This window comes from Streptomyces sp. NPDC002004 (assembly GCF_053593975.1).
Genome location: NZ_JBSFDP010000016.1, coordinates 50,791 through 67,427 on the forward strand (window position 1 = coordinate 50,791; position 16,637 = coordinate 67,427).

General features: G+C 72.9%; 17 protein-coding genes and 1 riboswitch. Of the genes, 6 read left to right on the forward strand and 11 right to left on the reverse strand.

Annotated elements, in window-relative coordinates:
• Positions 1–94: 94 nt before the first annotated feature.
• Positions 95–1,876 (forward strand): glycoside hydrolase family 15 protein, encoded by a 1,782-nt coding sequence (locus ACWCP6_RS23110; RefSeq protein WP_450934396.1) that lies wholly within the window; start codon positions 95–97, stop codon positions 1,874–1,876.
• Positions 1,877–1,880: 4 nt separating this feature from the next.
• The gene (locus ACWCP6_RS23115; RefSeq protein ID WP_450934397.1) at positions 1,881–2,636 is read left to right on the forward strand and encodes an SDR family oxidoreductase; all 756 of its coding nucleotides are present in this window, start codon (positions 1,881–1,883) and stop codon (positions 2,634–2,636) included.
• Between the two features lie 45 nt (positions 2,637–2,681).
• On the opposite strand, the gene amaP is transcribed toward ACWCP6_RS23115, so the two are convergent.
• The 8 genes from amaP to ACWCP6_RS23155 form a co-directional block, all read right to left on the reverse strand.
• A complete protein-coding gene (gene amaP / locus ACWCP6_RS23120) occupies positions 2,682–3,260 on the reverse strand; it encodes an alkaline shock response membrane anchor protein AmaP (RefSeq protein ID WP_450934398.1) in 579 nt (192 codons plus the stop codon).
• A gap of 5 nt (positions 3,261–3,265) precedes the next feature.
• Positions 3,266–3,967, reverse strand: a complete 702-nt coding sequence (locus tag ACWCP6_RS23125; RefSeq protein ID WP_450934399.1) for a DUF6286 domain-containing protein — start codon at positions 3,965–3,967, stop codon at positions 3,266–3,268.
• Complete coding sequence (locus ACWCP6_RS23130) at positions 3,964–4,311, reverse strand: hypothetical protein (RefSeq protein ID WP_450934482.1); 348 nt, start codon at positions 4,309–4,311, stop codon at positions 3,964–3,966. Before ACWCP6_RS23130 ends, ACWCP6_RS23125 begins: the two co-directional genes overlap by 4 nt.
• 59 nt (positions 4,312–4,370) lie before the next feature.
• Positions 4,371–4,556, reverse strand: a complete 186-nt coding sequence (locus ACWCP6_RS23135; RefSeq protein WP_450934400.1) for a hypothetical protein — start codon at positions 4,554–4,556, stop codon at positions 4,371–4,373.
• A 129-nt stretch (positions 4,557–4,685) separates the two neighbouring features.
• Positions 4,686–5,141 (reverse strand): Asp23/Gls24 family envelope stress response protein, encoded by a 456-nt coding sequence (locus tag ACWCP6_RS23140; protein ID WP_450934401.1) that lies wholly within the window; start codon positions 5,139–5,141, stop codon positions 4,686–4,688.
• Positions 5,142–5,355: 214 nt separating this feature from the next.
• Positions 5,356–6,147, reverse strand: coding sequence for an enoyl-CoA hydratase/isomerase family protein (locus tag ACWCP6_RS23145; RefSeq protein ID WP_450934402.1), 792 nt, complete (start codon positions 6,145–6,147; stop codon positions 5,356–5,358).
• A gap of 129 nt (positions 6,148–6,276) precedes the next feature.
• The gene (locus tag ACWCP6_RS23150; RefSeq protein ID WP_450934403.1) at positions 6,277–6,498 is read right to left on the reverse strand and encodes a helix-turn-helix domain-containing protein; all 222 of its coding nucleotides are present in this window, start codon (positions 6,496–6,498) and stop codon (positions 6,277–6,279) included.
• A 403-nt stretch (positions 6,499–6,901) separates the two neighbouring features.
• Positions 6,902–8,500 carry an ABC-F family ATP-binding cassette domain-containing protein gene (locus ACWCP6_RS23155; protein WP_450934404.1) on the reverse strand — a complete coding sequence of 533 codons (1,599 nt, stop codon included), beginning with the start codon at positions 8,498–8,500 and terminating at the stop codon, positions 6,902–6,904.
• A 354-nt stretch (positions 8,501–8,854) separates the two neighbouring features.
• Between ACWCP6_RS23155 and ypfJ the strand changes: the two genes are divergently transcribed.
• Complete coding sequence (gene ypfJ, locus ACWCP6_RS23160; RefSeq protein WP_450934405.1) at positions 8,855–9,742, forward strand: KPN_02809 family neutral zinc metallopeptidase; 888 nt, start codon at positions 8,855–8,857, stop codon at positions 9,740–9,742.
• 194 nt (positions 9,743–9,936) lie between these two features.
• The gene (locus tag ACWCP6_RS23165) at positions 9,937–10,353 is read left to right on the forward strand and encodes a VOC family protein (protein ID WP_450934406.1); all 417 of its coding nucleotides are present in this window, start codon (positions 9,937–9,939) and stop codon (positions 10,351–10,353) included.
• 112 nt (positions 10,354–10,465) lie between these two features.
• Here the strand turns inward: ACWCP6_RS23165 and ACWCP6_RS23170 are convergent, their stop codons facing one another.
• The 3 genes from ACWCP6_RS23170 to ACWCP6_RS23180 all read right to left on the reverse strand — a co-directional run bounded on the left by ACWCP6_RS23170 (position 10,466) and on the right by ACWCP6_RS23180 (position 14,246).
• A complete protein-coding gene (locus ACWCP6_RS23170) occupies positions 10,466–11,857 on the reverse strand; it encodes a hypothetical protein (RefSeq protein ID WP_450934407.1) in 1,392 nt (463 codons plus the stop codon).
• Positions 11,858–12,012: 155 nt separating this feature from the next.
• Entirely contained in the window at positions 12,013–13,140 is a 1,128-nt protein-coding gene (locus tag ACWCP6_RS23175; protein ID WP_450934408.1) for an alpha/beta hydrolase, read from the reverse strand.
• A 440-nt stretch (positions 13,141–13,580) separates the two neighbouring features.
• The gene (locus ACWCP6_RS23180; RefSeq protein WP_450934409.1) at positions 13,581–14,246 is read right to left on the reverse strand and encodes a class II aldolase/adducin family protein; all 666 of its coding nucleotides are present in this window, start codon (positions 14,244–14,246) and stop codon (positions 13,581–13,583) included.
• A 467-nt stretch (positions 14,247–14,713) separates the two neighbouring features.
• On the opposite strand from ACWCP6_RS23180, the gene ACWCP6_RS23185 reads away from it, so the two are divergent.
• Both ACWCP6_RS23185 and ACWCP6_RS23190 read left to right on the forward strand, forming a co-directional pair.
• The gene (locus ACWCP6_RS23185; protein ID WP_450934410.1) at positions 14,714–15,997 is read left to right on the forward strand and encodes an anion permease; all 1,284 of its coding nucleotides are present in this window, start codon (positions 14,714–14,716) and stop codon (positions 15,995–15,997) included.
• A 12-nt stretch (positions 15,998–16,009) separates the two neighbouring features.
• Positions 16,010–16,234 carry a hypothetical protein gene (locus ACWCP6_RS23190; RefSeq protein ID WP_450934411.1) on the forward strand — a complete coding sequence of 75 codons (225 nt, stop codon included), beginning with the start codon at positions 16,010–16,012 and terminating at the stop codon, positions 16,232–16,234.
• A 226-nt stretch (positions 16,235–16,460) separates the two neighbouring features.
• A riboswitch (cobalamin riboswitch) is annotated at positions 16,461–16,591 on the forward strand.
• Positions 16,592–16,637: the final 46 nt, after the last annotated feature.

Here is a 16,637-nt window from a genome sequence, read left to right on the forward strand (position 1 = left end):
TCCTCCCCGGCCGCCCCGCCCTCGCCCTCCCCGCCCTCGCCCGGACGCCGTACCCCGCTGATTGGCGATCGCACCGGACGGGAAGCCGGAAGGGATGCAACCCCGCATCGAGGACTACGCCCTGATCGGCGATCACCAGACCGCCGCCCTCGTCGGCAGGAACGGCTCCATCGACTGGCTGTGCCTGCCCCGATTCGACTCCCCGGCGTGCTTCGCCTCGCTGCTCGGCGACGAGGAGAACGGCCACTGGCGCATCGCCCCCGCCGGCGCGGACGTCTGCACCCGCCGCGAGTACCGCGGGAACTCGCTCGTCCTCGACACCGTGTGGGAGACCGACGAGGGCGCGGTCCTCGTCACCGACCTGATGCCGCAGCGCGACCGCGCCCCCGACGTCGTCCGCATCGTCGAGGGCCTGTCCGGCGAGGTCGCCGTCCGCAGTACGCTCCGCCTGCGCTTCGACTACGGCGCGGTCGTGCCCTGGATGCGCCGGGCCGACGGCCAGCGTGTCGCCGTGGCGGGACCCGACTCCGTGTGGCTGCGCAGCGAACCCCCCGTGCACACCTACGGCAAGAACTTCGGTACGCACGCCGAGTTCACGGTCGCGGAGGGCGAGAAGGTGGCCTTCGTCATGACCTGGCACCCCTCGCACGCCCCCCGCCCGCCGCTCGTCGACCCGCACGAGGCGCTGCGCTGCAGCCTGGAGGACTGGCGAGCCTGGTCGGCGCAGTGCCTCTACCGGGGTCCGCACCGGGAAGTGGTGCTGCGGTCCCTGATCACCCTGAAGGCGCTGACCTACGCGCCGACCGGCGGCATCGTCGCGGCCCCCACCACCTCTCTGCCGGAGGAGCTGGGCGGCGTACGCAACTGGGACTACCGCTACTGCTGGCTGCGGGACTCGACGCTGACCCTCGGGGTGCTGCTCGCGGCGGGGTACCACGACGAGGCGAAGGCGTGGCGGGACTGGCTGCTGCGTGCGGTGGCGGGCGACCCGGCCGACCTGCAGATCATGTACGGCCTGGCCGGCGAGCGCCGTATCCCCGAGTTCGAGCTGCCGTGGCTGTCCGGCTATGCACAGTCGGCGCCGGTCCGGATCGGCAACGACGCGGTTCAGCAACTGCAGCTCGACGTGTACGGCGAGGTCGTCGACTCGCTGACGCTGGGGCAGCGTTCGGGCCTGCCCCTGAAGCCGCACGAGTGGAGCATCCTGCGGGCGCTCATGGAGTTCCTGGAGTCGGCGTGGCGGCAGCCGGACGCCGGCCTGTGGGAGGTGCGCGGACCGCGGCGGCACTTCGTGCACTCCAAGGTGATGGCCTGGGTCGCCGCGGACCGGGCGATGCAGGCCATCAAGGGGCATCCCCATCTGCACGGCGACGCGCCCCGCTGGCAGGCGATGCGCGACGCGATCCACCGCGACGTCTGCGAGCACGGTTACGACCCCGAGCGGAACACGTTCACGCAGTCGTACGGCTCGCGGGAACTGGACGCGGCACTGCTGCTGATCCCGCGCATGGGATTCCTCCCGCCCGACGATCCGCGGGTCATCGGCACGATCGACGCGGTGCGCGCGGAGCTGTCGAACGACGGGTTCATGCGCCGCTACAGCGCCGAGCGTGCGGCCGACGGGCTGCCCGGCGGCGAAGGCACGTTCCTCGTGTGCTCGTTCTGGCTCGCGGACGCGCTCCATCTGACGGGGCGCACGAAGGAGGCGCAGGAACTGTTCGAGCAACTGGTGGGGCTCTGCAACGACGTGGGGCTGCTCGCCGAGGAGTACGACCCGGCGGACGGACGGCAGCTCGGGAACTTCCCCCAGGCGTTCAGTCACATCGGTCTGGTGGGGACCGTGCTCACGCTTTTCGGGGACGGGCGGGCAGGATAGAGCCATGGATCTTGGGTTGAAGGACCGTGTCTTCGTCGTCACCGGTGCCACGCGCGGACTGGGCAACGCCGCCGCACGCGAGCTCGCGGCGGACGGCGCGAAGGTGATCATCACGGGGCGGGACGAGAAGCGGGTCGCCGAGGCTGCCGACGAGCTCGGGGACGGCGCGGTGGGCGTGGCCGCCGACAATGCCGATCCGGCCGTCGCGGAGCGGCTGATCGCGACGGCGCGCGAGCACTTCGGCGGCTTCGACGGCGTCCTGATCAGCGTCGGCGGCCCGCCTCCGGGCTTTGTCGCGGACAACACCGACGAGCAGTGGGGGGCCGCGTTCGAGTCGGTTTTCCTGGGTGCGGTGCGCATGGCGCGGGCAGCCGCGGCGGAGCTGAGCGACGGCGGCGTGATCGGGTTCGTGCTCTCGGCTTCGGTGCACGAGCCGATCCCGGGGCTGACCATCTCGAACGCCCTGCGTCCGGGGCTCGCCGGGTTCGCCAAGTCCCTCGCGGACGAGCTGGGTCCGCGCGGCATCCGTGTCGTGGGGCTGCTGCCCGCCCGGATCGACACCGACCGGGTGCGCGAGCTGGACGGGCTGTCGGCCGACCCGGAGGCGACACGCGCGGCCAACGAGTCGCGGATTCCGCTGCGCCGCTACGGCACGCCCGAGGAGTTCGGCCGCACCGCCGCCTTCCTGCTGTCGCCCGCTGCCTCGTATCTGACGGGCGTCATGCTGCCGGTGGACGGCGGCGCGCGCCACGGCTTCTGACGCCGGACCGGGCGGGCTCCCCGCCCCCACCGCGGAGTGCCGGGTTCAGCTCACGCGTTCCGCGCGGTGCCTGACCGTGCGGAGCCGTACCTCCGCCGGAAGCCGGGCCAGTCCGGCCGATGAGCGCGCATGGGCGAGCGCCTCGTCGGTCAGCAGGTGCAGGGCCTGCCCGGGGCTGCCGTGAGGCTGGAGGCGCAGGCCCGCGCGGGCCTGCGGGGTGCTGCGCCGCCCGGTGAGCCGGACCTGTGCGCGGTCCACACCGTCCAGCGACTCGGCATCGGCGAGGAGCACACTCTCCAGGGCGCGTCCGCGCAGCAGCGCGCCCTCTCCGTCGCCGGTGTCGACGAGCACCGTGGCGAGCCGGCGGCGGCGCAGCACCGCCGACAGCCACCACAGCGCCAGCAGCACCAGGACGGCGAGGGCCCCGATCACGGTGGGCCACCACCAGCCGGTGCCGCGCCAGCGCTCCCGCTCGGCCGTGCTGAGCAGGACGTCGTGCGGGCCGGTGTGGATCCACCAGCGCGGCGGGGGCACCCCGAGGCCGACTGCGAGCACCGAGCCGCCGAGGACGACGAGCACCAGACCGACCAGTCCGAGCAGCACGCGGTTCACGGGCCCGAGCATGCGGGTCACCCCTTTCGGCCGGACCGGCGGACGCGCACGGCGAGGCGGAGCGGCCGGGCGAGCCCCAGGTCCGCGAGGCCGTCGGCGAGCACGGTGTCGAGGTCGGTGCGGACGTCGTCGAGCTGCCGGAAGTGGGACACCGCACGGACGTCGGCCTTCCGGCGCGACACCCGGACCCGGGCGGACTGCACCCCGCTCACCTCCATGGCCCGGTCGCGCAGCACCATGGCGGCGGCCGTGCGGTACAGCCCGGCGCGGACGTCGGGGTGGGTGCGCCGCATTGGCAGGACGGTCCGCTGTCCCGGGGTGAGTGCGAGCAGCAGGAGCCAGAGGCCGAGCGCCACGACCAGGGCGGCGCCGGCGAGTACCACGGAGTCGTCGAGGGGCCGGGTGGCGAGCTGGTGGGCGAGCGTCCTGCGCCACTGCATGGCGGGCCGGCCGAGGCGCACCGCGACGACGTCGTACAGCAGCAGTGCCGCCCCGGCGAGGAGGAGCAGCGCGACGATCCCGGCCGGGACCCGGCGCCGCGACCACCAGCGCCGGTTGCGCCCGCCGTCGTCCGGCATCGGCACCGGCTCGTACGAGGCCGCGGAACCGGACTGGCCGAGGCCGCCCGGTCTCCCGGCGCCGGCTGCCTTCCCGGTGTCGCCGGGCTTCTCGACGACGGGGAGCCGGCTGGTGCCGCCGGGGCCCTGGGGCTCGCTCATCGTGTCCTCCGCCGCTCCGCTCCGCGGGTCCGTGGCGAGTGCAGCCGCTCCACCTCGACGGCGACCTCGCGCACGTCCATTCCCGCCAACGCACCTACCCGCTCGACCACATGACGACGCACCGCGCCGCACTGGCCGCCGATGTCGCAGGGGTAGTCGAGTTCGACGCCGACCCGGACGCGGGCGGTGTCGCGGTGCACGGTGACGGTGGCGTGCGGCGGTGCGCCGCCCTCGGGGAGGGTGTCGAGCGCCTCCCGGGCCGCCCGCGCGGCGATCTTTGCGACGACACGGTCGGCGATCCGGGTCGCGCCGCGTTCGGCGGCCGGGACGGTCCGGCCCGACACCGGATTCACGGGATCCACCGGATCCGCGGGGCTCACGGGATCCACCGGATTCACCGGATTCACCGGCGGCGGTCGCCGCGTGAGCGGAAGAAGTCACCGAACTCCAGGTCCCCTTCGAGGAATCGCCCGGCGAAAAAGCCGATGGCGCCGAGCGCGGCCACCAGCAGGAAGGCCCCGAAGCCACCGAAGTATCCGGCGAAGGCCAGCAGCATTCCGGCGATCATGCCGGTCATGGCCATGCTCATGTCCGCTCCTCTGCGCGGTGCGTCGCCGTCCCCCTCGTACGCCGGGCGTACGCCGGTACTCTTCACTGTCCTACGGCCGGTCCACCGCCGTTGGGGCCGGTCCTCGCCGCCGTTCTGCGCCGGTCCTCGCTACTGGAGCCGCGTCTCCGGCTCCTCTTCCTCCTCGTCCGGCAGCTTCACGTCGCTGACCGCGAGGTTGACCTCGACGACCTCGAGCTCCGTCATCCGCTCGACGGCCATGATCACGTTCTCCCGGACGGCGCGGGCGACGTCGGCGATCGACACGCCGTAGTCCACGACGAGCTCCAGGTCGATCGCGGTCTGCACCTCGCCCACTTCCGCCTTCACACCGCGCGTCACGGACTTGGATCCGCCGGGGACGCGGTCGCGCACCGCGCCGAGGGTGCGGGCGAGGCCGCCCCCCAGGGCGTGCACGCCCACGACGTCGCGTGCGGCGAGCGCGGCGATCTTCTCCACGACGCCGTCGGCGATGGTCGTACGTCCACGGGTCGCGGCGTCACCCCCTCCCCGCTTGGTCACCACCGGCCTGATGCCGGCCTGCTCGGTCGACGCACCTTCGGTCATCGTCCACGTCCCTCTCGTGAGGTACAGGGGATCTGCTCCTCGGCCCACACTAAGCAGGAAGCGGGACCGACGCCGCAGGAAGGCGACGTTGGGGGGACATGGCGGCGGCATGGCCGTCCGGGCCCGCTTCCGGGCACGGAGCAGCCGTCCGCCCGCCTCGCGCACGAGAGTCCCGGCACATGGCCGTCGCGGCGAAGCGGGCGGGCGCGCGTGATCAGTCGCCGAGCCCCGCGAGGTCCCGCAGGCGGCGCGCCTGGGCCGCGCGCTCGGCGGTGCGCTGCTCCTCGTAGGACCGCCCGCCGGCTCCCTGGAGCAGCGCCTTCGTCTCGATGACCGCGCTCCGCGGAGCGGCGAGCAGCGCGGCTGCCAGATCCCGCACCGCGCCGTCGAGCTGGTCGAGGGGCACTGCGAGGTTGGCGAGTCCGATCCGCTCGGCCTCGTCGGCGTGCACGAAGCGCCCGGTCGCGCAGATCTCCAGGGCTCGCGCGTATCCGACCAGCCCGACCAGCGGATGCGTCCCCGTGAGGTCGGGCACCAGCCCGAGGCTGGTCTCGCGCATGGCGAACTGCGCGTCCTCCGCGGCCACCCGCAGGTCGCACGCCAGGGCGAGCTGGAAGCCGGCCCCGATGGCGTGCCCCTGCACGGCGGCGATGGACACGAGGTCGCTGCGCCGCCACCAGGTGAACGCCTCCTGGTACTCGGCGATCGTCGCGTCGAGCTGCTCGTCCGACCCGCGCGCCAGATCGATGAACGACGGCTCGCCGTCGAAGCCTTCCGGTGTGAAGGCCTGACGGTCGAGGCCCGCGGAGAAGGACTTGCCCTCGCCACGCAGCACGACGACACGGACGCTGCCGGGCAACGACCGACCGGCTTCGGCAAGCGCGCGCCACAGGGCAGGGCTCTGGGCGTTGCGCTTGCTCGGGTTGGTCAGCGTCACCGTGGCGAGCTCACCGTCGACGGTGAGCCGCACGCCGTCCTTGTCGAATACCGGGTCGAGCGAAGCCATGGGGCGCCTCCGATGGGTGCAGTCGGATCGGGTGCTCTACCCGAACCCGTAAGTGACTGCACAGTAACCACCCGGCCGATCTGCGGACCGACCGGGTGGCCACCACCGAAGTCGGCGGGCGGCCGCCCGTCAGGTCGCTGCGGCCTTCTTGCCCCGCGTCGCCCCGCCGCGTCCTCGCAGCGTGACCCCGGACTCGCTGAGCATCCGGTGTACGAAGCCATACGAGCGGCCGGTTTCCTCGGCCAGTGCCCGGATGCTCGCACCGGAGTCGTACTTCTTCTTCAGGTCAGCCGCGAGCTTGTCGCGCGCGGCGCCGGTCACCCGGCTGCCCTTCTTCAGAGTCTCGGCCACCCGATGCCTCCTCACGGGAAGTGCGCTCTGGACTCTCATGATCACCCCTACCGCGCGTCCTGGCCACCCATTCGGCAAGGTCGATCCGACGGGAATCTCCGCCCAGGGTCGATCTTCACGATCGGAATTGCTCATTCCGGTGACGGGCGTGACCGCGGTCCCACGGGTTCCCGAACGAAGGCGCTGGTCAGCACGGCACCCCGGTTCTGACCCGGTAAAACCGGGCCCCGCCGGCGTACCCGACGTCGACACGCCGGGGTACGAGGAGATCTCACACAGATGACGGATCACCGATGGGCCGAATGATCCATACGCAGTGGATCATCACCGCCGGGTCGAGCCCCGGGGCCCGTGCACGGGCCGTCCCGCGCGGGGCGCGCGGGCACCCGGGGCCCCGGTCGGGTCAGGCCAGGGCCACCAGGTCCGCGTAGTCCGCGCCCCACAGGTCCTCGACGCCGTCGGGCAGCAGGATGATCCGCTCGGGCTGCAGCGCGTCGACCGCGCCCTCGTCGTGCGTGACGAGGACGACGGCGCCCTTGTAGGTGCGCAGCGCGCCGAGGATCTCCTCGCGGCTGGCCGGGTCGAGGTTGTTGGTGGGCTCGTCGAGCAGCAGCACGTTCGCCGACGAGACGACCAGGGTGGCCAGCGCCAGACGGGTCTTCTCACCGCCGGACAGCACGCCGGCCGGCTTGTCCACGTCGTCGCCGGAGAAGAGGAAGGAGCCGAGCACCTTCCGCACCTCCACCAGGTCCATGTCGGGGGCGGCGGAGCGCATGTTCTCCAGGACCGTGCGCTCCGGGTCCAGGGTCTCGTGCTCCTGGGCGTAGTAGCCGAGCTTGAGGCCGTGGCCCTCGACGACCGCCCCGGTGTCCGGCTGCTCGACGCCGCCGAGCAGCCGCAGCAGGGTCGTCTTGCCGGCGCCGTTGAGGCCGAGGATGACGACGCGGGAGCCCTTGTCGATCGCCAGGTCGACGTCGGTGAAGATCTCCAGGGAGCCGTACGACTTCGACAGGCCCTCGGCCGTGAGCGGCGTCCTGCCGCACGGCGCGGGCTCGGGGAAGCGCAGCTTGGCGACCTTGTCGGACTTGCGCTGGGCCTCCAGCCCCGCGAGCAGTTTGTCGGCGCGGCGGGCCATGTTCTGCGCGGCGACGGTCTTGGTGGCCTTGGCGCGCATCTTGTCGGCCTGCGCATTGAGTGCGGCGGCCTTCTTCTCGGCGTTCTGCCGTTCGCGCTTGCGGCGCTTCTCGTCGGCCTCGCGCTGCTGCTGGTAGAGCTTCCAGCCCATGTTGTAGACGTCGATCGTGGAGCGGTTGGCGTCCAGGTAGAACACCTTGTTGACCACCGTCTCGACCAGCTCGACGTCGTGCGAGATCACGATGAACCCGCCGCGGTAGGTCTTCAGGTAGTCGCGCAGCCAGACGATCGAGTCGGCGTCGAGGTGGTTCGTCGGCTCGTCCAGGAGCAGCGTGTCCGCGTCCGAGAAGAGGATGCGGGCCAGCTCGATACGGCGCCGCTGACCGCCGGAGAGCGTGTGCAGCGGCTGGCCGAGCACGCGGTCGGGCAGGTTGAGCGCGGCGGCGATGGTCGCGGCCTCGGCCTCGGCGGCGTAACCGCCCTTGGTGAGGAACTCGGTCTCCTGGCGCTCGTACTGCTTCATCGCCTTGTCGCGCGTGGAGCCCTTGCCGGTGGCGATGCGCTGCTCGTTCTCGCGCATCTTCCTGATCAGCACGTCCAGGCCGCGCGCGGAGAGGACGCGGTCGCGGGCGAGGATGTCGAGGTCCCCGGTGCGCGGGTCCTGCGGCAGGTAGCCGACCTCGCCGGAGCGGGCGACGTTTCCGGCGGCGGGGATGCCCTCACCGGCGAGGACCTTGGTGAGGGTGGTCTTGCCCGCACCGTTGCGGCCGACCAAGCCGATGCGGTCGCCCTTGGCGACACGGAAGGTGGCGGACTCGATGAGGACACGGGCACCGGCACGCAGCTCGATACCGGAGGCGGTGATCACGGACAGACTCCTGGGCGGGATGGACGACGGGGTGGGCTGCTGAGGCGGATCACGCCGTCTAATGCACGAGGAGAATGGCCATGACGGCAATTCTAACGGGGCGGCGCAAGCGGTTTTCCCGCTCGCACTTTCGACGGGGAGGCCCTGGTCGCCGATGGGGCGCACGTCACCGGGGCACGGTGCCCGGACGGCCGCCCGGCGGGACGGGCCCGGCGAGTGTGCCACCTCACGCCCGGCCCCCCGCGGCCGCGGTCGTACATGATCCGCAAGACGGGCAGACCGCCGTGAACTGGCAGATACTCGGCTCAGGGCGGTGGAGAGCCGTCCGGACGCGAGGCAGAGGGTGATGCGCCCATGCAGTTCGACGACGACGCCGAGCTGGACACGTCCGAGGTGCAGGATGTGCGCGGCAGGCGGATCCCCGGCGGCAGGGCGACCATCGGCGGCGGTCTCGCGGGGCTGATCGCGCTCCTGCTGGCTCTGTTCCTGGGCGTCGGACCCGATCAGCTCGGCCTGTCGTCGGGCGGCGGTCCCGCGCCCGCGGTGTCGTCGGCGGCGCAGCTCGACCAGAGCTGCCGCACAGGGCACGACGCCAACACCCGGGACGACTGCCGCATGGTGGCTGTGGTCAACAGCGTCCAGGACTTCTGGCGGTCGGAGTTCGCCGCCAGGGGCGGCCGCTACACGGACTCCCCGACCGTGTTCTACACGGGCCGGGTCACCACCGCGTGCGGCGCCGCGACCTCGGCGGTCGGGCCCTTCTACTGTCCGGCCGACCGCCGCGTCTACCTCGATCTGGGCTTCTTCGACGACCTGCGGACGAAGTTCGGCTCGTCGGGCGGCCCGTTCGCCCAGGCGTACGTCGTGGCGCACGAGTACGGGCACCACGTGCAGGATCTGATGGGGACGCTGCAGCGCACCCAGGACGGGGTGACCGGCGCGAACAGCAACTCCGTGCGGGTCGAGCTGCAGGCCGACTGCTACGCGGGCGTGTGGGCACACCACGCGACGACCACACCCGACCCGAGGACCGGGCGCCCGCTGGTCACCAGGCTGACCGACGCGGACATCCGCGACGGCCTGGACGCGGCGGCGGCCGTCGGCGACGACCGTATCCAGGAGCGCTTCCAGGGCAGGGTGACCCCGGAGACCTGGACGCACGGGTCGTCGCAGCAGCGGCAGCAGTGGTTCTACCGGGGTTATCTGACGGGCGACATGGCGCAGTGCAACACCTTCCGCTGAGCCCGTCCGCCGTCCCGGCGCACCCGTGCCCGGCCCCGTGGACGTACCCGTGCCTGCGCCCGGCCGCCACGCCCGCTGCCGGACCTGCCCGGTCCCGCCCGCTCGGCGGGGACCGGCTCCGCTCCGGCGGGCGTTGTCGGTGGCCGGTGCAAGACTGTGGCGCGGGTCACGCATCCACGACAAGGAGTGATCACATGGCAGGCAGGGACACCGCTCGCCCCAGCGTCTATCCGTCGATCCTGTACACCGACGCGAAGGCGGCGATCAAGCAGCTCACCGAGGCCCTGGGCTTCACGGAGGTGAGTGTGTACGAGGGCGAGGACGGCTCGGTGATGCACGCCGAGCTGGCCCAGGGCAACGGCGCGGTGATGCTGGGCTCCAGGGGCCGCGGCGGCAGGTTCGACGAGGCGATGCGGGGCGGCGGCCCGGTCGGCGTGTACATCGTGGTGGACGACGTCGACGCCCATCACCGGCGGGCGGCGGACCACGGGGTGGAGATCCTCATGCCCCCGACGGACCAGGAGTACGGCTCGCGGGACTACATGGCCCGGGACATCGAGGGCAATGTGTGGAGCTTCGGGACCTACGCGCCGGAGCTGGGCTCCCGGTAGGACGGCACCCCACAGCCGGGCCCCGCAGGAGCGCCCGCGCCCGGGGGTGTGTTGCGGCGGGTGCCGGGCGCGGCCACCCGGCACCGTCCGCAACACATCTCCGGGGTGCTGCCTAGGCGCCGCCGGTGTGCACCTGGAAGGCGGCGCGGCGCACCACCTTGGCGAGCGCCGGATCGGGGTGGGCCGCGGCGAGAGCGACGAGGACCTGGACGGTGCGGGGATGCCCGACCGCGCGGATCTCGTCGAGGAGCGCGGGCACGGTGGGCTGCGGCGCGGACTCCAGGTGACGTACGAGCAGTTGGACCTCACCGTGGTCCGCGACGGCCGCCGCCGTGTCCACCCAGAGCCAGGTGGCCTCGTCCCGGGTCAGCACCGCGGAGGCGTCCTCGGGGTCCACGCCCTCCTGCTCGGCGAGCCAGAGCAGGGCATAGGGCCGCAGCGACGGCTCGTCGACGACGGCGCGGACGGCGGGCTCGGCGGGGGCGCCGACGACACGGAGCGCGTCGAAGGCGAGTCCGCGCAGCAGCGCATCCTCGCCGCGGGCGGCCGCGATGAGTTCGGTGACGGCGCTGCTCACGGTGCGGGCGGCGAGCCAGGCCCGGTACTCGGCGCGTGCGGCGTTCGGGCGCAGGCGGGCACAGCCGCGGAGCATGTCCTCGGCCGCCTGCTCGATGTTGCCTGCGGGGCTCTGGGCGGCCACGCAGATCTGCTCCAGCTTGACCCACACCGCCCAGCTGCCCAGCGGTGTGAGCGTGGCCTGCCCGTCGGCGCAGGTGAGCGCGCCGACGTCGGCCAGCGCGTGCAGGGCCCAGTCGAGCAGCGGCCGCAGCGGTGCGTCGTCGGCGGGCTCGGGCTGCGGGCCGTACGGGATCTCGCACCGTTCGGTGCGCAGCTCGGTCACCCGCTGGTCGAGCAGGTCGAGCAGCTGCTGCACGGGCACGGGCCCGGCGGACAGCTGCAGGAAGGACAGCACCTGCGGCATGGCCCCGACGACCTCCGCAACGGCGGCCGCGGGCAGCTCGTCGCCCGCCGGGTGCGCCAGCGACCAGGCGTCGAAGAGGGCGACCCAGCCGCGCAGTACGGCGCTGTCGTCACGGTCCCAGGCACGCAGCCGCCACCCCGGGCGGGCGCTGTCGCCGTGCACCTCCACGAGTCCGGACAGCCGTGCGATGTCCCATTCGGCGCGGACCTGCCGCGTGGTCAGGCCCAGGTCCCGACCGGCTCGTTCCGCGGTCGCGTCGGAGAGGGTGCCCAGGCTGTCCGGGGTGTGGCCGGTGCGGTTGCGGCCGGGGCTCAGGGCGGTGTCCGCCCAGCGGGCCACCCGCACGGCACCGGCGAGTTGCCGGCGGGCCGCGCGCGCCAGCTCGGAGGGCGGCGGGGTGCCCTCGGGGGGCCGCGGCGCGGGGCGTCGGGACGGCCTCTGGGTCACCGCGCGCGGGGCGGCGGCAAGGGGTCGTGGGCGGACGAGTCGGAGCCTGGAGTCGCGCGGGATACGGGACGTCACGGGAGCAGTCTTCCGGGTGACGCGCCGAAATCCCAAACGGAATGTCACAGGAGCCGACAAGCAGCGCCGCGCCGATGCCGCGGGCAGGCCGGCCGGAGGAGCAGGAAGACGGGGTCACCGCACCCTCCGGCGCGGCGGCGCACCGCTGCGGCGCCCTACATCAGCGGTGTGAGGAAGCGGCGGAGCGCCTCCTCGTAGGGCTCGGGAGCGGCGTTCCACATCGCCGCGTGGGGCGCGTCCGTCACCTCGTGGAAGGTGACGAGGTCGGGCCGCGCCGCGGCCAGCGCGCGCGACAGCGACCAGGGGGCGATCGCATCGCCCGGGCCGTGGAAGAGGAGCGTCGGAACCCTGAGGCCGCCGGGGTCGGCGACCCGGTTGATGCGGTCGCCGCGCAGGCCTGTCCGGCCCTGGGCGGCGCGCACCGCGAGCGGCAGCAGGGGACCCGGCGTGCCGTGCGCCGTCGCGAGGGCGCGCAGTGTCGTCTCCCAGTCGAGGACCGGTGAGTCGAGGACGAGTCCGGTGATCCGGTGCCGCAGCGCCGAGTGCGCGGCGGCGTGCAGGGCCATCGACGCGCCGACGGACCAGCCGTACAGCACGACCCGCTCGGCGCCGTACCGCACGGCGTAGCGGATGGCGGCGTCGAGGTCGCGCCACTCGGTCTCGCCGAGGTGACTGAGGCCGTCGGGCGACGGCGGTGCCCCGAGGTCCCCGCGGTAGGCGAGGTCGAGCACCGGAAGGCGCAGGCGGTGCAGGAAGTCCATCACCACCATGGGGTGCTCGCGCGTGGTGCCCAGGCCGTGCGCGGTGAGCACCCAGGTGGCGCGGGGGCCCGGCACGAACCAGGCGGGCAGACCGCCGAGTTCTCCGGGGACGTCGACGTCGGCGTGGTCCAGGCCGAGGGCCGTGGAGGGGTTGCCGATGTGCACCTGGGGGGTGAACCAGACGTCGTCGCCCGGTGCCAGGGTGCCGTGGGTGACGCGTTCGAGACGGCGTACCACGGTGTCGGCGGCGTGCGGCTCGGTGCCGACGACCGGGCCGACGACGGCGTGGCAGCCGTCGCCGCCGAGCCCGTAGACGCCGGGGCGCAGGGAGGCCAGGTCACGGGTCAGCGTGATCCTGCCGGGGGCGGTCGCATGGACGGTGAGCCGCGGCTCCGTGGGCAGCGGGCGCCCCGGGGCCGGCCGCAGGGCGGCGTCGCTGGCGAGCCGGCCTGCCGCGACGGCGGCGGCGCCGGCGCCCACTGCTGCGGTGACGGCGGCTGCCGTCGCTGTGGCGGTGCGCACCTGTCCAGTGTTGTCGGGGTTCCGCGCGACGGCCAGCCGGACCGTCCCCACGGGCGGGTCGCCGTGCCGCTGTGCGGAGGCCGCAGCCTGCGGGAGAGCTGCACTGCCGCACGGAAGCGGCACGGCCGCGCGGCAGCTTGCACCGAGTGGGAAGCCGCGCCGCCGGGAGAGGCCGCACTTCCGCGGGAATCCGTCCTCCCGCGGGTGAGCCGCGCCACCGCGCGGAAGCCGCACCAGCGCGGGAAGCCGCCCTTGGGCGCGCAGGTCGCACCACCGCGCAAGCGGACCAGCCCGGGTACGTCCGCCCCCTGCGTCCCGTAGCGGCAGCGCCCCCAGGGGAGACGGTGCATCCGCACAGCCGGGGAAAGGCGGAATACATCGGGAATAACGGGCATTCAATACCAAACCCGACAAGGAACTGGAAAACGGACGCCCGGTCTTCAGTCGCCGGGCTGCCCGTATCCCCGCAGCTTCTCCCCCGCCTCCCTCAGCTGGGCCTCCGACAGGAGCGACGGGGACAGCCCCGGCACCGATCTGGCCGTCAGCCAGACGCGGCACATCCATTCGAGCTGGGCGGTGCGGTCATAGGCCTGGGAGAGGGTGTCCCCGTAGGTGACGGTCCCGTGGTTCTGGAGGAGGCACCCGGAGCGCCCGTCCAGTGCTGCGAGCATGCTCTCGGCCAATTCGTCGGTGCCGTACAGGGCGTACGGGGCGACCCGGACCACTCCGCCCAGTGCCCCGGCCATGTAGTGGATGGGCGGGAGCTCCGGGACGAGCGTGGAGACGGCCGTGGCGTGGACGGCGTGCGTGTGGACGACGGCACGGGCCGGGGTCGTCCGGTGGATCGCGAGGTGCAGCGGGAGCTCGCTGGTCGGGGCGAGGTCGCCGATCAGCTGCTCGCCGTCGAGGCCGACCCCGACGGCGTCACCCGGCCCGAGAAGGTCGTAGGGGACACCCGTCGGTGTGATCAGGACGGTGTCCCCCACACGTACCGACACGTTCCCCGAGGTGCCGACGACGAGGCCGTCCGCCACGGTCCTGCGGGCCGCGGCGACGAGTTCGCCCCACGCCCGGTCGAGCTCCTGCGCCGTCCCGTGATCCGTCATGGGCCGATCCTCGCAGGCCCTCGCCGCCACCGGTGCTCTTCGCGGGAGGATTGGCCGTCCCGCCCGGAAGGCGGGTACCGGAGCACGCACGGACCGGCGGCGCCCGTCGGGGCCGCGGCGACGCCGGGGTGACGAGGATCTCTTTCAGGCCTCGTCGAGCCCGCCGGGCCGTTTCGCCGGGGAGCGGCCCGGGCACCCGCGAAGGGGTCGTACGAGAGCCGCCCGGAAGGTCATGGACCCTGAAATTCCGCGGCATTCCGGGGTCGGCACGCTCGCCCCGGATTGCGGCCGGGGGGCCGTCGGCGGCCACCCCGGAGATCCCGTGGAGTCCGCAGGTCAGCCCGGGGACGCAGCGGAATGGCCGGACCCCGCATCACGACACCCCTCATCTGGCCCCAGTTCATCTTCCGTTCACCCAGGTTGCCTACGGTCGGCACGCCACTGACGTCCAACAGAAGCCTGGGTAAATGGAACACATCACGCTTCTCCTCGGGATCGTGATCGTCACCGCTCTCGTGTTCGATTTCACGAACGGTTTCCACGACACTGCCAACGCGATGGCGACGACCATCTCGACCGGCGCTCTCAAGCCCAAGACGGCGGTGGCCATGTCCGCCGTGCTGAATCTCGTCGGTGCTTTCCTCTCCGTCGAAGTCGCCAAGACGATCTCCGGCGGCATCATCAACGAAGAAGGCATCAGGACCGAGGTCATATTCGCCGCGCTCGTCGGCGCCATCCTCTGGAATCTGCTGACCTGGCTCCTGGGTCTGCCCTCCAGCTCCTCGCACGCCCTCTTCGGCGGGCTGATCGGTGCCGCGGTCATGTCCGCGGGCTGGTCCTCGGTGGACGGCTCGACCGTCATCACCAAGGTGCTGATCCCCGCCGTCTGCGCCCCGGTCGTGGCCGGACTCGCCGCCATGCTGGCGACCCGCCTGTCGTACCGCATCGGCAGCAAGGCCGACGAGAAGACGACCGCCAAGGGCTACCGCGCCGGGCAGATCGCCTCCGCGGGCCTGGTCTCGCTGGCCCACGGCACGAACGACGCGCAGAAGACCATGGGCATCATCACGCTGGCCCTGGTCACCGGTGGCGTGCTGCACCCCGGCGCCAACCCGCCGGTCTGGGTCATCACCTCCGCCGGCCTCGCCATCGCGCTCGGCACCTACCTGGGCGGCTGGCGCATCATCCGCACCATGGGCAAGGGCATCACCGACCTCGCGCCGCAGCAGGGTTTCGCCGCGCAGACCAGCGCCGCGACCGCGATCCTGGCCTCGTCCCACATCGGCTTCTCCCTCTCCACCACCCAGGTCTGCTCCGGCGCCGTCATGGGCGCGGGCGTGGGCCGCAAGGGCAGCGTGGTCCGCTGGTCCACGGCGACCCGGATGCTCATCGCCTGGGGCCTGACGCTGCCCGCCGCCGGTCTGGTCGGTGCGAGCGCCGAGTTCCTGAGCAAGCAGGGCACCTGGGGCATCGTCACCACCGGTGTGCTGCTCGTGGCCGGCGCGGGCGTCATCTGGACGCTGTCCCGCCGCAAGCCGGTCACCCGTGACAACGTCAACGACGTCGAGGCCGAGCCGGCCGGAGCCGTGACGACCGCGATCGCCGCCGTCACGCCGCCCCCGGCGGGCACCGTGGCCGCCGTTCCCGCACAGGGCGACGGCACGCAGACCGACGGCGAGAGCGACGATCTGAAGACCACCGTCGCGGCCGGCTCGGCCGCCGACTCCGCCGGCCGCCCGGCCAGGGTGTAAGGAAAGAACGGCATGAACATCGACTGGGCAGCTCTCGGCTCCGTCTTCGGAGTGAGCCTCATGGTCACGGTCGGCCTCGTCGGCCTGTTCACCCTCGGCGTCGTCGGACTCTCCAAGCGGGAGACCTCGGCAACACAGGGCGGCGGCTCCGCGGCCCTCGCGGTCACCGGTGCGTACGTCTGCTTCGCGGCGTGCGCGGCGGCCGTCGGCTACGGGATCTTCCTGATCGTCGCCTGACCCGGGCCACGGCAGGACAACAGCAGCACCACGCGCGCGTGGGGTGCGGGACGCTCGGTCGTCCCCGCCCCGCGCGCGCTGTCGTGTGCGCCCACGTGCGCTGTCGTGTGCCCCCGCGCACAGGGCGCATGTGTGCCTGCGCACACTCCCCCGTCGCAGGTCAGCGGCAAGTTGACGGGTGTTCTCGGGGCGTGGTGGACTGCCCGGGCCATGTACGGCGGCAGGAGAGGAAGCCGGTGCGAATCCGGCGCGGTCCCGCCACTGTCACCGGGGAGCACTCCCCCACACCGGAAGTCACGGCCCGCACCATGGGGTTGGAAGACCGGGGGAGCTGCGGATCCGGGAGCCAGGAGACTCTCGTCGTCGTTTCCGTCGAACCAGGGCGCGGACCCTGAGTGAGGAC